Annotated in this window: 13 protein-coding genes; 6 read left to right on the top strand and 7 right to left on the bottom strand. The window is 62.1% G+C overall.

The window, feature by feature from the left end; genetic code table 11:
* Positions 1–10 precede the first annotated feature (10 nt).
* The 3 genes from BB029_RS01595 to BB029_RS01585 are packed head-to-tail and all read left to right on the top strand — an operon-like array spanning position 11 to position 2,321.
* On the top strand, positions 11–727 hold the full coding sequence (locus tag BB029_RS01595) for a DUF484 family protein (protein ID WP_065938007.1): 717 nt from the start codon (positions 11–13) through the stop codon (positions 725–727).
* 2 nt (positions 728–729) lie between these two features.
* On the top strand, positions 730–1,629 hold the full coding sequence (gene xerC, locus BB029_RS01590; RefSeq protein WP_065938006.1) for a tyrosine recombinase XerC: 900 nt from the start codon (positions 730–732) through the stop codon (positions 1,627–1,629).
* The gene (locus tag BB029_RS01585) at positions 1,626–2,321 is read left to right on the top strand and encodes an HAD family hydrolase (protein ID WP_065938005.1); all 696 of its coding nucleotides are present in this window, start codon (positions 1,626–1,628) and stop codon (positions 2,319–2,321) included. The genes xerC and BB029_RS01585 overlap by 4 nt, the downstream gene beginning before the upstream one ends.
* A gap of 195 nt (positions 2,322–2,516) precedes the next feature.
* Here BB029_RS01585 and sutA read toward each other — a convergent pair whose 3' ends face one another.
* From sutA to glnK, 4 genes are all read right to left on the bottom strand, one after another.
* Positions 2,517–2,843, bottom strand: a complete 327-nt coding sequence (sutA, locus tag BB029_RS01580) for a transcriptional regulator SutA (protein WP_027608315.1) — start codon at positions 2,841–2,843, stop codon at positions 2,517–2,519.
* A gap of 102 nt (positions 2,844–2,945) precedes the next feature.
* On the bottom strand, positions 2,946–3,371 hold the full coding sequence (locus BB029_RS01575) for a secondary thiamine-phosphate synthase enzyme YjbQ (RefSeq protein WP_065938004.1): 426 nt from the start codon (positions 3,369–3,371) through the stop codon (positions 2,946–2,948).
* A 199-nt stretch (positions 3,372–3,570) separates the two neighbouring features.
* Positions 3,571–4,908, bottom strand: a complete 1,338-nt coding sequence (locus tag BB029_RS01570) for an ammonium transporter (RefSeq protein WP_027608313.1) — start codon at positions 4,906–4,908, stop codon at positions 3,571–3,573.
* Positions 4,909–4,942: 34 nt separating this feature from the next.
* Positions 4,943–5,281: a P-II family nitrogen regulator gene (gene glnK / locus BB029_RS01565; protein WP_002555808.1), complete on the bottom strand. Its 339-nt coding sequence runs from the start codon at positions 5,279–5,281 to the stop codon at positions 4,943–4,945.
* A 422-nt stretch (positions 5,282–5,703) separates the two neighbouring features.
* Between glnK and BB029_RS01560 the strand changes: the two genes are divergently transcribed.
* Both BB029_RS01560 and BB029_RS01555 read left to right on the top strand, forming a co-directional pair.
* Complete coding sequence (locus BB029_RS01560; protein ID WP_027608312.1) at positions 5,704–5,964, top strand: accessory factor UbiK family protein; 261 nt, start codon at positions 5,704–5,706, stop codon at positions 5,962–5,964.
* A gap of 215 nt (positions 5,965–6,179) precedes the next feature.
* Positions 6,180–7,676: a YifB family Mg chelatase-like AAA ATPase gene (locus tag BB029_RS01555; protein WP_027608311.1), complete on the top strand. Its 1,497-nt coding sequence runs from the start codon at positions 6,180–6,182 to the stop codon at positions 7,674–7,676.
* 60 nt (positions 7,677–7,736) lie between these two features.
* On the opposite strand, the gene BB029_RS01550 is transcribed toward BB029_RS01555, so the two are convergent.
* Entirely contained in the window at positions 7,737–9,713 is a 1,977-nt protein-coding gene (locus tag BB029_RS01550) for a methyl-accepting chemotaxis protein (protein WP_065938003.1), read from the bottom strand.
* A gap of 178 nt (positions 9,714–9,891) precedes the next feature.
* Positions 9,892–10,812: a LysR substrate-binding domain-containing protein gene (locus BB029_RS01545; protein WP_027608309.1), complete on the bottom strand. Its 921-nt coding sequence runs from the start codon at positions 10,810–10,812 to the stop codon at positions 9,892–9,894.
* A gap of 152 nt (positions 10,813–10,964) precedes the next feature.
* Between BB029_RS01545 and BB029_RS01540 the strand changes: the two genes are divergently transcribed.
* The gene (locus BB029_RS01540; protein WP_065938002.1) at positions 10,965–12,377 is read left to right on the top strand and encodes a NorM family multidrug efflux MATE transporter; all 1,413 of its coding nucleotides are present in this window, start codon (positions 10,965–10,967) and stop codon (positions 12,375–12,377) included.
* On the opposite strand, the gene BB029_RS01535 is transcribed toward BB029_RS01540, so the two are convergent.
* On the bottom strand, positions 12,374–14,047 hold the full coding sequence (locus BB029_RS01535; RefSeq protein WP_027608307.1) for a bifunctional diguanylate cyclase/phosphodiesterase: 1,674 nt from the start codon (positions 14,045–14,047) through the stop codon (positions 12,374–12,376). The genes BB029_RS01540 and BB029_RS01535 overlap by 4 nt on opposite strands.
* Between the last annotated feature and the right edge of the window lie 136 nt (positions 14,048–14,183).

Here is a 14,183-nt window from a genome sequence, read left to right as displayed (position 1 = left end):
AGCCAAGCCAATGACCGATAAGCCTCAAGTACCCGCACAAGCAACCCCGAGCGAAAGTCTGGAGGCCGCTGCCGTCGCGGCGTACCTTGAGGCTAATCCGGACTTTTTCGTCGAACACGAAGAACTGCTCCCGGCCCTGCGCATCCCCCACCAGCGCGGCGACACCGTGTCGTTGGTGGAGCGACAGATGAAGATCCTGCGCGAGCGCAATATCGAAATGCGCCACAAGCTCTCGCACCTGATGGATGTCGCCCGCGACAACGACCGTCTGTTCGAGAAAACCCGCCGCCTGATTCTTACCCTGATGGACGCCACCAGCCTGGAAGAAACGGTCATCGCCGTGGAAGACAGCCTGCGCCAGGACTTCCAGGTGCCGTTTGTCAGCCTGATCCTGTTCAGCGACAACCCGATGCCGGTGGGTCGCTGGGTCAGTGGCGGCGACGCGCAAACCGCGATCGGCGGCCTGCTTTCCGAAGGCAAGACCATCAGCGGCACCCTGCGCGAGCACGAGCTGGACTTCCTGTTCGGCGCCGAACAGCGCAAGCAGATCGGCTCTACCGCCGTCGTCGCCCTCAGCCATCAAGGCCTGCACGGCGTACTGGCCATCGCCAGCCGCGATCCCGCGCACTACAAGAGCTCGGTGGGCACTTTGTTCCTCACCTATATCGCCGAAGTACTGGGCCGCGTCCTTCCGCGCCACACCACCGCCCTGCGCGCGGTGCGCTAGCCATGGAACGGCAACTGGACGCTTACTGCGCTCACCTGCGTAACGAGCGCCAGGTGTCACCCCATACCCTGGAGGCTTACCGACGGGACTTGAACAAGGTCATGGCGTATTGCGAAAAGCAGCAGGTCACCAGCTGGAAGGCCTTGGATATCCAGGGCCTGCGCAGCCTGATCGCACGGCTGCACCAGGCGGGCCAGTCCTCGCGCAGCCTGTCGCGACTGCTGTCGGCGGTGCGCGGTCTCTATCACTACCTCAATCGCGAAGGCCTCTGCGACCACGACCCGGCCAATGGCCTGGCCCCGCCGAAAGGCGAGCGACGCCTGCCCAAGACCCTGGACACCGACCGTGCCCTGCAATTACTCGATGGCGCCGTGGAGGACGATTTCCTCGCCCATCGCGACCAGGCGATCCTCGAACTGTTCTACTCTTCAGGCCTGCGCCTGTCGGAGCTGACAGGCCTGAACCTCGATCAACTGGACCTGGCCGACGGCCTGGTGCAAGTACTCGGCAAAGGCAGCAAGACCCGGGTGCTGCCGGTAGGCAGGAAAGCCCGCGAAGCCCTGCAACTGTGGCTGCCGCTGCGCGCCCTGGCCAACCCGGTGGACGACGCGGTGTTTATCAGCCAGCAAGGGCGGCGCCTGGGGCCGCGCGCCATCCAGGTACGGGTCAAGGCTGCCGGCGCACGCGAGCTGGGGCAGAACCTGCATCCACATATGCTGCGGCACTCCTTTGCCAGCCATATGCTGGAATCGTCCCAGGACCTGCGCGCCGTGCAGGAACTGCTTGGCCATTCCGACATCAAGACCACACAGATCTATACCCATCTGGACTTCCAGCACCTGGCAACGGTCTACGACAGCGCCCATCCACGGGCCAAACGCATCAAGGACGGCGACTCATGAGCATCAAGCTGATCACCTTCGACCTGGACGACACGCTCTGGGACAACGTACCCGTCATCATCAGCGCCGAAGCGTCTATGCGCGAATGGCTGGCCACCCATGCCGCCAAGGTGGGCGACCTGCCCCTGGAGCATTTCGCCAGCCTGCGCCAACAGGTGCTGCAACGGCATCCCGAACTCAAACACCGCATCAGTATCCTGCGCCATCGGGTGTTGATACATGCGTTTGAAGAGGCCGGTTATCCACAGCCTGAGGCCACGGAAATGGCCGATGTGTGTTTCGAAGCGTTCATTCACGCCCGCCATCAGCTCACGCCTTTCCCTGAGGCCGAGCCGATGCTGCAAGCGCTGCGCCAGCACTTTCTGCTGGGTGTGATCACCAATGGTAATGCCGATGTGCAGCGTGTTGGCCTGGCGGACTACTTTCACTTTGCGCTACGCGCTGAAGATATCGGCATCGCCAAGCCGGATGCGAGGCTGTTCCACGAAGCGCTGCAGCGCGGCGGTGTGGATGCCAGTGCGGCGGTGCATGTTGGCGACCACCCCGGGGACGACATTGCCGGAGCCCAGCAGGCGGGGCTGCGGGCGGTGTGGTTCAACCCGTCGGGAAAGGTGTGGGAAGGAGATAAACTCCCGGATGCACAGATTCGCAGCCTGACGGAGTTGCCGGCGCTACTTCGTAGCTGGCAGTAATACGGGTGAGAAAAATGTGGGAGGGAGCTTGCTCCCGATAGCGGTGTATCAGTCTCCAGATGTATTGCCTGACCTACTGTAATCGGGAGCAAGCCCCCTCCCACACTTGATTGGGGGTGACTTGTAGCCGGTTATTACAGGCATGAAAAAACCCGCAGCGACGGCGGGCTTTTTCTTACAAGCAGGAGGCTGACCTTAGATAGGTCGGCTGCCGTACTTGTTATCCGGCTTCTTGGGCGGGTCTGCAACCACATTGGGCTCGACTTCGACCACTTTGCCGCCTTTGGCAAGAAACTCTTCCATCGCACGGGCCAGGGCATCGCGCTCTTTGTTCTTGGCCTCAACGCTCGGCAATTCGTCTACCGAAACAGCAGCCTTGGCTTTGCCTTTGGCAGCTGGAACAGGAGCGTCATCACCACCGTCGTCCTCAGCAACGTCTTCCGCCGCCGCTTCAAGACCTTCTTCGGTGTCGTCTTCGTCACCTACTTCGAGTTCGTCGTTTTCCAGATCATCGTCGCTCATGTTCTACCTCATGACTTGCGAAAAGCAGATTAGTTATAGCCCAGCTTCATCCTCTGTCGAGGTCACCGGGAAAAAATCAACATCCACCGGATAACCAGTGGCTTATGCCCCATCACCGTGCAGGGTGGCGAGGACTTTACGAGCACCGCCATGATCACGGTGCTCGCCCAGATAAACACCTTGCCAGGTCCCTATCGCCAAGCGGCCGGCCTTGACCGGCAAACTCAGCTGGCAGCCCAGGAGACTGGCCTTGAAGTGCGCCGGCAGATCATCCGGACCTTCGTCGTTGTGTTCGAACCCGGCGCGGCCTTGTGGCACCAGCGAGTTGAAGAAACGCTCGAAGTCACGACGAACCGCCGGATCGGCATTCTCGTTGACGGTCAACGAGGCCGAGGTGTGCTGCAGCCACAGGTGCAACAGGCCCACGCGGCAGGCCTTCAGCTCAGGCAAGCCGGCAAGCAACTCGTCGGTCACCAGGTGAAAGCCCCGGGGCTTGGCCCGCAGGGTAATCAGGGTCTGTTGCCACATACAGTTCTCCGCCCATCGGCGCGCATTCTAGCGCGCTCTGGGAAAAAACAAAGTGCCGAATACGCCTACATGCCTGTAAGACATTCGCACGCTGGAAAGTGCATGACAAACTCTGCGCAAAAACCGACACAGCTTGTTATGACTGACAAACGCCAGGCAAAAAAATGCCCGGCAAGCCGGGCATCTTTTTTTCGCGTACTTACAGGTTGTAGCCGCGTTCGTTGTGTTGCGCCAGGTCGAGGCCGACAGCCTCTTCCTCTTCGGTAACCCGCAGGCCCATGACCGCGTCCAGCACCTTGAGGATGATGAAGGTGACGATGGCGGTATAGATCACGGTGAAGCCGACACCTTTGCACTGGATCCAGACTTGAGCTGCGATGTCAGTCACGGTGCCGAAGCCGCCCAATGCAGGGGCTGCAAACACACCGGTGAGGATCGCACCGACGATACCGCCGATACCGTGCACGCCGAATGCGTCCAGGGAATCGTCGTAGCCCAGCTTGCGCTTGAGGCTGGTGGCGCAGAAGAAGCAGATCACACCGGCCACCAGGCCGATCACCAGGGCGCCCATCGGGCCAACAGTGCCGGCGGCCGGCGTAACGGCGACCAGGCCAGCCACTACACCCGAGGCGATGCCCAGTGCGCTTGGCTTACCGTGAGTGATCCACTCGGCGAACATCCAGCCCAGGGCTGCAGCAGCGGTAGCAATCTGAGTCACCAGCATCGCCATGCCGGCGGTGCCGTTGGCCGCAGCCGCAGAGCCGGCGTTGAAGCCGAACCAGCCGACCCACAGCATGGCCGCACCCACCAGGGTGTAACCCAGGTTGTGAGGCGCCATTGGAGTGGTCGGGAAGCCTTTACGCTTGCCGAGCACGATGCACGCCACCAGGCCAGCGACACCGGCATTGATGTGCACCACGGTGCCGCCGGCGAAGTCCAGCACGCCCCAGTCCCACAGCAGGCCACCGTTGCCGCTCCACACCATGTGGGCGATTGGCGCATAGACCAGAGTGAACCAGATAGCCATGAAGATCAGCATGGCGGAGAACTTCATGCGTTCGGCGAACGCACCGACGATCAGCGCCGGGGTGATGATGGCGAAGGTCATCTGGAAGGTGATGAACACGGCTTCCGGGAACAGCGCAGCCGGCCCGGTGATGCTGGCCGGGGTCACACCCGCCAGGAACGCCTTGCCCATGCCGCCGAAGAAGGAGTTGAAGTTGACCACCCCCTGTTCCATACCGGTGGTATCGAACGCGATGCTATAGCCATAGACAACCCACAGGATGCTGATCAGGCCGGTGATGGCGAAGCACTGCATCATCACCGACAGAATATTTTTGGAGCGCACCATGCCGCCGTAGAACAGCGCCAGGCCTGGAATGGTCATGAACAGCACCAGCGCGGTGGATGTGAGCATCCAGGCGGTGTCACCGGAGTTGAGGACTGGAGCAGCCACTTCGTCTGCCGCCATGGCCAGGCTTGGCATTACGATGGACAACAGGGCTCCGAGCCCTGCGAATTTACGCAGAGTCATATTGTTTTCTCCTGGGGCGTTAGGGTTTGGCGGCTTAGATTGCGTCGGTATCGGTTTCGCCGGTACGGATGCGAATAGCCTGTTCCAGATTGACCACGAAGATCTTGCCGTCACCGATCTTGCCGGTGTTGGCGGCCTTGGTTATCGCCTCGATAACCCGGTCAAGATCCTTGTCGTCAATGGCGACATCAATCTTCACCTTCGGCAGGAAATCCACTACATATTCCGCGCCGCGATACAGCTCGGTGTGACCCTTCTGCCGACCGAAGCCCTTGACCTCAGTAACGGTAATGCCCTGCACGCCGATCTCGGACAACGACTCGCGTACATCGTCCAACTTGAACGGCTTGATGATGGCAGTGACTAGCTTCATGAAAACTCTCTCCCGAATTGGTGGACTTGCCCCAGGAAAACAAACCCGTCTCAAGTCTAAGCGCAGTGCCTGGCTTTGTAACGCATCGTCGCAAGGGCAGTTGCCATTGCGACGCCAGCGAACCACTGGTGACGAAACCTGTACCCCTGATCCGTCGGCGCACTGCATTCGTCACAGCGACTGCATCAGTGCATGGGTCATGATCGTCTAAGCAGAAACCTTGCCAGCTCCGTAAAAATCACTGAAATCAGTCCTTTGCTCACCTAGGCCCACCATCGGGGCCATCCGGCGCCTGCAATGCGCACGAAAACGGTGCATCACCGCCCGGCCCGATGCGCGAAAAGCGTGCGACCCAGGCCGTGAAAAAGACTATAGACGCTGCGTGATACACTGCCCGCCAACAGTTTTCCGGAATATTTCCCATGCTCGCGCCCAAAGACCTCCTCGACGCCCTGAGCGGCCACGCCTCTCGCCTGTTCAGCGGCGACACCCCGCTGCCCCGCAATGAAATCGAAAGCCAGTTCAAGGCCTTGCTGCAAAGTGGTTTCAGCAAGCTCGACCTGGTGAGCCGGGAAGAGTTTGATAGCCAGATGGTGGTTCTCGCCCGCACCCGTGCGCGGCTGGAGAGCCTGGAAGCGAAAGTGGCAGAACTGGAAGCGCGGTTGACCCCTCCTGCCGAATAAATGCGCTCAGTGTGGTAGGGGGCTTGCTCCCGATGGCGGTGTATCAGCCGGTATCAATGCTGACTGCCCCCCCGCTATCGGGAGCAAGCCCCCTCCCACATTCGCTCTACCTTTTGCTCTGGATACGTTCTGTAAAACCTCCCCGCCTCGCTCTTCCCTACCTCGTCTACCCTTGAAAAACCGCAGGAAGCGGCCTCCCCTTTCAAGGAACGAGCATGTCCCTCGCCATCGTCCACAGCCGCGCCCAGATCGGCGTCGAAGCCCCTGCCGTCACCGTCGAGGTGCATATGGCCAATGGTCTGCCATCCCTGACGCTGGTGGGCCTGCCCGAAACCGCGGTCAAGGAAAGCAAGGACCGGGTGCGCAGTGCCATTCTCAACTCTGCGCTGCAATACCCCGCTCGCCGTATCACCCTCAACCTCGCGCCCGCCGACCTGCCCAAGGACGGCGGGCGTTTTGACCTGGCGATTGCCCTGGGGATCCTGGCGGCCAGTGTGCAGGTGCCGGCGTTGACGCTCGATGATGTGGAATGCCTGGGGGAGTTGGCGCTGTCCGGCGAGGTGCGGGCGGTAAAAGGCGTGTTGCCGGCCGCGCTGGCGGCGCGCAAGGCCGGGCGCACCGTGATAGTGCCGCGAGCGAATGCCGAAGAGGCGTGCCTGGCGTCGGGGTTGAAGGTGATCGCGGTGGACCACCTGCTGCAAGTGGTGGCGCACCTGAATGGACATGTGCCGATCGAGCCTTACACGTCCGATGGCCTGCTGTACTTGAACAAGCCCTATCCAGACCTGAGTGAAGTCCAGGGCCAGCTCGCGGCCAAACGAGCGTTGCTGATCGCGGCAGCGGGCGCGCATAACCTTTTGTTCAGCGGGCCGCCCGGCACCGGCAAGACCTTGCTCGCCAGCCGCCTGCCCGGTTTATTACCGCCGTTGAGCGAACAGGAGGCGCTGGAGGTTGCCGCGATTCAATCGGTTGTAAGTCTGGCGCCGCTGAGCCATTGGCCCCATCGACCGTTTCGTCAACCGCATCACTCGGCATCCGGCCCGGCACTGGTGGGCGGCGGCTCGAAACCACAGCCGGGAGAAATCACCCTGGCTCATCATGGGGTGCTGTTCCTGGATGAGCTGCCGGAATTTGATCGCAAGGTGTTGGAAGTGCTGCGTGAACCGCTGGAGTCGGGGCATATCGTGATTTCCCGCGCTCGCGACCGAGTGAGCTTCCCGGCGCGCTTCCAACTGGTCGCGGCGATGAACCCCTGCCCTTGCGGTTATATGGGCGAACCCAGCGGGCGCTGTCGCTGTACGCCGGAGCAGATTCAGCGGTATCGCAACAAGCTCTCGGGGCCGCTGCTGGACCGGATTGACTTGCACCTGACCGTTGCGAGGGAAACGACGGCACTGAACCCGATCCAACAGGCGGGCGAGGATACCGCCCATGCCTCAGCGCGGGTCGCCCAGGCTCGCGAGCATCAGCAAAAGCGCCAGGGCTGTGCGAATGCCTTTCTTGATCTGCCGGGGCTGCGCGAGCACTGCAAGCTCGCGAAGGTGGATGAAAGCTGGCTGGAAACGGCCTGTGAACGACTGACCCTATCGCTGCGCGCGGCCCATCGACTGCTCAAGGTGGCACGCACCCTGGCGGATCTGGACCAGGTAGAGACCATCACCCGCGACCACCTGAAAGAGGCCCTGCAATACCGCCCGGCGGCGATCACTTAAGCTTGGCGCAGCACCAAATGTGGGAGGGGGCAGGCCTCCCACATCTTGGAAAACGGTGGCTCAGCGAAAGCGATCCACCTCATGGCGCAGGCTCGCCGCCAACGTCTCCAGTTCCCTGGCGGTAATCGCCAGGTTGGACACCACTTCACGCTGCTCGCTGTTGGCCAGTGCAATGCTCTGCAGGTTGCTGCTGAGCAGGGTCGCGGTGCTGCTCTGCTCCTGGGTGGCCGTGGTGATTGCCGCGAACTGCTGACCGGCCGAGCGGCTTTGCTCGTCGATACGCGCCAGGGCCGAGGCCACGTCGGCGTTGCGCGACAGGCCTTCCTGCATCAGCGCGTTGCCTTGCTCCATGGTGCTGATGGCGTTGCCGGTTTCCTTCTGGATGCTCTGGATCATGCCGGAAATTTCATCGGTGGCTTCACGGGTACGCGACGCCAGGTTACGTACTTCGTCGGCCACCACGGCAAACCCACGGCCTTGCTCCCCTGCACGGGCGGCTTCAATGGCGGCGTTGAGCGCCAGCAAGTTGGTCTGCTCAGCAATCGAGGTGATCACGCCGACGATCCCGCCGATTTCCTGGGAGCGCTGGCCGAGGGTGTTGATCACCGTGGCTGTGCTGTTCAGGGCGGTGGCGATGTGTTCCAGGGACGACGACGCTTCCTGCATCGAGGTGCGGCCAATGCGGGTCTGCTGGGCGTTTTCCTGGGCCAGGCGTTCGGTATTGCCCATGTTGTCGGCGATATTCAACGACGTGGCGCTGAACTCCTCTACCGCGCCGGCCATGCTGGTGATCTCGCCGGACTGCTGCTCCATGCCCTCATAGGCACCGCCGGACAAACCGGACAAGGCCTGGGCGCGGCTGTTGACCTCTTCGGCTGCGTTACGGATATGGGAGACCATGGTCGACAGTGCTTCGCCCATCTGGTTGAAGCTGCGTGCCAGTTGGCCGATTTCGTCATGGCTGGACACGTTCAAGCGTGCGCTCAGATCGCCCGCACCCAGGGCTTCGGCCTGACGCACCAGGTCACTCAGGGGCTGCAACTTGCTGCGCAGCAGCCAGACCGTGGCGCCCACCGCCAGCAACATCGCCAGCACGCTGCCGATCACCAGGCGAATACCCACGGCCCAGGTCACCGCGCGGATTTCGGCTTTCGGCATACTTGCAACCACGGCCCACGGGCCGCCTTCGAACGGTACCGAAACGCTATAGAAATCTTCGTTCTTGTCGCTCCAGAAGCGACCTTTGCCCGGGGTCTTGGCCAGGTCCAGCATCACCGGCACCGATTGATCCAACGCCTGCACGCCGGCGGGTGGCACCAGCCAGTGCTTTTGCTCATCCAGCAGCGCAAGGGAGCCGGTCTGGCCAATTCGGAAGCGCTTGAGGTTTTCGAATTGGGCATTCTGCGCATCGGTGTAGTCAAAACCGATGAACAGCACGGCGATAACCTTACCGCCGCTGTCACGCACCGGGCTGTACTGGGTCATGTAGGAACGATCGAACAACACCGCCCTGCCGATGTAGGTCTGCCCACCCACAACGCGCTGGTAGGCCGGGCCCTGACGGTCGAGGACGGTGCCGATGGCGCGGTTGCCATCTTGCTTGGTCAGGGACGTGCTGATACGGATGAAGTCGTCGCCACTGCGCACAAATACGGTGGCCACGCCGCCGGACATTTGCTTGAACTCGTCCACCTCATCAAAGTTGTTGTTCAACACCTCGTTGCCCAGGTACAGGCTGGGCGTCTGAACACCGGCCACGCTCACGGGTTGGTCCACATGCACGCTCAACCCGGCGCCGAAGCGTTTTTCAAACAGTCCGCTCAAACGCTGGGTGCTCTCGCGCAAGGTGCTGTGGAAGGTATTGAGTTGGTCGGCGAGCAGGCGCGCCTCGCTGGCCAGGTGCTCCTCGCGGGTGTCGAGGTTGGCGGCGTCAAGGGAACGCAAGGCAAACACCGTACTGCCGCTGATAACGACAGCCAGAATCACGGCTAACGCGAGGCCTAACTGGGAGGCAATCCGGGCGCGAGGTTGAGACATGACAGCTCCTGGCCGAGGCCAGGATCATCCTGATCTCATAGCGCTGCTCGGCAAATTATCTGATGGGAAACGTTGGTGCACGATAGTTCCAACACACCTACTTCGGCTGGCCGCAGCAATACTTGAGCGCTTCACAGGGGTATCACGCAAACGGTTGCGAACCAACGCCGCTACGCATTTAGTCGAGGCGTTCGACCGCAGGCAACACCATCGCCTGCACCTCGCCTTGCAGAAACTCCGCCAACCGTCGCAGGCGCTCGCCGCCAGGACGGGTTTTTGGCCAGACCAGGTAGTAATTTTCCCCACTGGCCACCGCCGTCGGCCACGGCAAGCTCAATCGTCCTTGGGCGACGTCCTCAGCCACCATCAGCAAATCGCCCATGGACACGCCGTAACCCCTCGCAGCGGCGATCATGCCCAGCTCCAGGGTGTCGAACACCTGCCCTCCCTTGAGCGAGACCTGGGACGACAGCTGCATGCGCGCCAGCCAATTGCGCCAGTCGCGCCGGTCGGGCGTGGGGTGCAGCAATTCGGCGGTGGCCAGGCGCGCGGCGTCCCAAGGCCCATCCTCCAGCAGGTTCGGCGCACCGACAGGAATCAACAGCTCCGGAAACAGGTAACTGGCCTCCCAATCCACTGGAAAACGCCCATCGCTCAGCAGCACCGCACAGTCGAAAGGCTCCTGATTGAAGTCCACCTCGTCCACGCTCATCCAGGCGCTGGTCAGTTGCACCTCATTGCCAGGCTGCAGCGCCCGGAAGCGGCTGAGTCGCGCCAGCAGCCAGCGCATGGTCAATGTGGAGGGGGCCTTCATGCGCAGGATGTCATCTTCGGCATTCAAGGTATGGCAGGCGCGTTCCAGCGCCGCGAACCCTTCGCGCACACCGGGCAACAACAGACGCGCCGCCTCAGTGAGCTGCAAGGTGCGGCCGTTGCGCTGGAACAGGCGGCAGGCGAAATGCTCTTCAAGCGTGCGGATATGTCGGCTCACCGCACTTTGGGTGATGGACAATTCCTCGGCGGCACGGGTGAAAGAGCTGTGTCGGGAGGCCGCTTCAAACGCGCGCAAGGCATAAAGAGGAGGAAGACGACGAGACATGAGGAAAGCTCCGACAGCGCAATACTGAAACCCTACCAGAATCAACCAGGCATGAGTTTTAATCATGCAAACGATCGCATTTATCCCTTTGTGCAATGGGCTGAGAGCGCCGAGAATCAACCCTTCCCCAACCCTCTGACTTTTTGAGCGTGATGATCATGCAGCATCCGGCACGTACCGAACTCTGGGCCATTCTGCGGCTGTCAGGGCCGTTGATTGCCTCACAGTTGGCGCACATGCTGATGGTGTTGACTGACACCCTGATGATGGCGCGCCTGAGCCCCGAAGCCCTGGCCGGTGGCGGCCTGGGTGCGGCGAGCTATTCGTTCGTCGCGATTTTCTGCATCGGCGTGATTGCCGCCGTGGGCACCTTGGTTGCGATCCGCCACGGCGCGGGCGATATCGAAGGCGCCACCCGCCTGACCCAGGCCGGGCTGTGGCTGGCCTGGCTGATGGCCCTGGCGGCGGCCCTGCTGCTGTGGAACCTCAAGCCGGTGCTGCTGATGTTCGGCCAGACCGAGACCAACGTACATTCGGCCGGGCAGTTTCTGACCATGCTGCCGTTTGCACTGCCCGGCTACCTGAGCTTCATGGCCCTGCGCGGTTTTACCAGCGCCATCGGCAAAGCCACTCCGGTGATGGTGATCAGCGTCGGTGGCACGGTGGTCAACTACCTGCTCAACCACGCGCTGATCGAAGGCATGTTCGGCCTGCCCAAGCTCGGCTTGATGGGCATCGGTCTGGTCACGGCGATTGTCGCCAACAGCATGGCGCTGGCGTTGATGTGGTACATCCGCAGCAACCGGGCCTACGCCGCCTACCCGCTGAGTACCGGGCTGCTGCGCCTCAACACCCAATATCTGCGCGAGTTGTGGCGCCTGGGCCTGCCGATTGGCGGCACCTATGCGGTGGAGGTCGGGCTGTTTGCCTTTGCAGCCCTGTGCATGGGCACCATGGGCAGCACGCAGTTGGCGGCGCATCAGATCGCCCTGCAAATCGTGTCGGTGGCCTTTATGGTGCCGGCGGGGATGTCCTACGCGGTGACCATGCGCATCGGCCAGCATTATGGCGCCGGGCAGTTGCTGCAGGCACGCATGGCCGGGCGTGTCGGCATAGGCTTTGGCGCGGCGATAATGCTGGGATTCGCGGCTGTGCTGTGGTTGTTTTCCGAACCGCTCATAGGACTGCTGATCGACCACGACAACCCGGCGTTCCACGACGTGATCGTCCTGGCCGTGAGCCTGCTGGCCGTCGCCGCGTGGTTTGAGTTGTTCGACGGCGTGCAAACCATCGCCATGGGTTGCATTCGCGGGCTCAAGGACGCCAAGACCACGTTCCTGATCGGTGCAGGCTGCTACTGGTTGATTGGCGCACCCTCGGCCTGGCTGATGGCTTTCACCTTGGGCTGGGGGCCAACCGGCGTGTGGTGGGGCCTGGCACTGGGACTGGCCTGCGCCGCGATAAGCCTGACCTGGGCGTTTGAAGCGAAGATGAAGCGGATGATTCGCCGGGAAGGCCCGGAGCCTGAAGCCGACACCGGCTTTCAGGCCGCACAGGCCGACTAGAGCCCCTCGCTTACGCGGGTGTGCTTGCCGTCGCCGAAGGTCAGGTATTCCACCAGCTCCGGCAACGGCAGCGGCTTGCTGATCAGGTAACCCTGGGCCTGGTCGCAGCCGAACAGCCGCAACAGCGCCAGTTGCTCGGGGGTTTCCACACCTTCGGCCACCACTTCCAGATTGAGGTTGTGCGCCAGGTTGATCATGGCGTGCACCAGCTTGCGGTTTTCCTCGCGCTCTTCCATCCCGCCGACAAAGCTTTTGTCGATTTTCAGCAACGCAATCGGCAAGCTGTTGAGGTGCACGAACGAAGAGAAACCGGTGCCGAAGTCATCCAGGGAAAACCGCACACCCAGGCGACCAAGGGCGTCCATGGTCTGCTTGACCAGGTCACTGCGGCGCATCACGGCGGTTTCGGTCAGTTCGAACTCCAACCATTGCGCTTCTACGCCGCGCTCGCTGATCAGCCGGCTCAGCGTAGAAAGCAGCTGGCTGTCCTGGAACTGGCGAAACGACAGGTTGACTGCCATATGCAGCGGCGGCAGGCCACGTTCACGCAGGTCTTGCATGTCACGCAGGGCCCGGGAAATCACCCAGTAACCCAGCGGTACAATCAGGCCACTCTGTTCGGCCAGGGGCACGAACTCACTCGGCGGCAACAGGCCGCGCTCGCCGTGGCGCCAGCGCACCAGGGCTTCCAGGCCAACGATATGCCCGTCGTCGAGGTCGAGGCGCGGCTGGTAATGCAGCTCCAGCTCATCACGGCGCAAGGCACGGCGCAGCTCGCTTTCCAGGTCGGCCAGGCTGCGCGCGTTGCGGTTGATGCGTTCGTTGAAGATATGAAAGGTACAGCCCTGGGTGCTCTTGGCCTGCTGCATGGCGATATGGGCGTGCCACATCAGCGGGTCGGCGCCGGCACGGGCGCGGGCATGGGCCACGCCCAGGCTGCAGCCGATCAGCAGGCTTTCGCCATCCACCCAATACGGCTCGGCCATGGCTTCGGTGATGCGCTCGGCCATCCACTCCGCACGCTGGGGCGCGCGGCGCGTATCGATCAGCAGGGCGAATTCGTCGCTGCCCAGGCGCGCCAGTTGATCGCCGGCTTCCAGCTGGCTCTTGAGCCGCGAGACCACTTGCAGGATCAGGCGGTCGCCGGCCTGGTGGCCGAGGGCATCGTTGGCATGGCGGAAATTATCGAGGTCCAGGTGACCGAGGGCCAGGCCGCGACCTTCGTTCTCGGCCAACCGTGCAGCCAGCAGGGTCTGGAAGCCCTGGCGGTTGGCGATGCCGGTGAGCGGGTCCTGCTCGGCCAGGCGTTGCAGGGTGTTTTCCAGCACACCCCGCTCACGCACATGGCGCAGGCAACGACGCAGTGTGTCGGCGTCCAGCGCATTGCGGATCAGCCAGTCACTGACGCCCAGGGGCGAAACCAGCGGTTCCTGCTCCAACAACAACACGCACGGCAAGCTGCAACGGCCAGGACCGGGTTGCAGGCTGGGCATGGTCAACAGCACGGCACTGTCGTCGTCATCGAACAGACGACTCACCGAGTCCCAGTTTGGCGCGCTGATCAGCACAGCCCCATCGCCCATCGGCGCCAGGCACTCGCGCAACAACGCTGCCCACTCAGGCGTATCGGCCAGTAGCAGCAAACGCAAGGGTTCGACAGGCGTAGACAAGCTAGCTCCCTAGACTCTGCAAAAATTCGTTGGCGGCGGGCATTATGACGTGCGGCCTGATAATCACCAATGATAGGGGTTATCAAATACGCAGGTGTAAGCAATTGTCGCTGCTTTAACCACAAGAAGCCCCGAC

Origin of the sequence: Pseudomonas sp. S3E12 (genome assembly GCF_001702295.1) — a bacterium.
GTDB classification, from domain to species: domain Bacteria; phylum Pseudomonadota; class Gammaproteobacteria; order Pseudomonadales; family Pseudomonadaceae; genus Aquipseudomonas; species Aquipseudomonas marginalis.
Note: the sequence above shows the minus strand (reverse complement) of the source record. Positions and strands in the feature narration are given on the sequence as shown.

Coding starts and splice junctions, on each gene's coding strand:
- BB029_RS01595 (WP_065938007.1), top strand. CDS start 11: ATGACCGATAAGCCTCAAGTACCCGCACAAGCAACCCCGAGCGAAAGT.
- xerC (WP_065938006.1), top strand. CDS start 730: ATGGAACGGCAACTGGACGCTTACTGCGCTCACCTGCGTAACGAGCGC.
- BB029_RS01585 (WP_065938005.1), top strand. CDS start 1,626: ATGAGCATCAAGCTGATCACCTTCGACCTGGACGACACGCTCTGGGAC.
- sutA (WP_027608315.1), bottom strand. CDS start 2,843: ATGAGCGACGATGATCTGGAAAACGACGAACTCGAAGTAGGTGACGAA.
- BB029_RS01575 (WP_065938004.1), bottom strand. CDS start 3,371: ATGTGGCAACAGACCCTGATTACCCTGCGGGCCAAGCCCCGGGGCTTT.
- BB029_RS01570 (WP_027608313.1), bottom strand. CDS start 4,908: ATGACTCTGCGTAAATTCGCAGGGCTCGGAGCCCTGTTGTCCATCGTA.
- glnK (WP_002555808.1), bottom strand. CDS start 5,281: ATGAAGCTAGTCACTGCCATCATCAAGCCGTTCAAGTTGGACGATGTA.
- BB029_RS01560 (WP_027608312.1), top strand. CDS start 5,704: ATGCTCGCGCCCAAAGACCTCCTCGACGCCCTGAGCGGCCACGCCTCT.
- BB029_RS01555 (WP_027608311.1), top strand. CDS start 6,180: ATGTCCCTCGCCATCGTCCACAGCCGCGCCCAGATCGGCGTCGAAGCC.
- BB029_RS01550 (WP_065938003.1), bottom strand. CDS start 9,713: ATGTCTCAACCTCGCGCCCGGATTGCCTCCCAGTTAGGCCTCGCGTTA.
- BB029_RS01545 (WP_027608309.1), bottom strand. CDS start 10,812: ATGTCTCGTCGTCTTCCTCCTCTTTATGCCTTGCGCGCGTTTGAAGCG.
- BB029_RS01540 (WP_065938002.1), top strand. CDS start 10,965: ATGATCATGCAGCATCCGGCACGTACCGAACTCTGGGCCATTCTGCGG.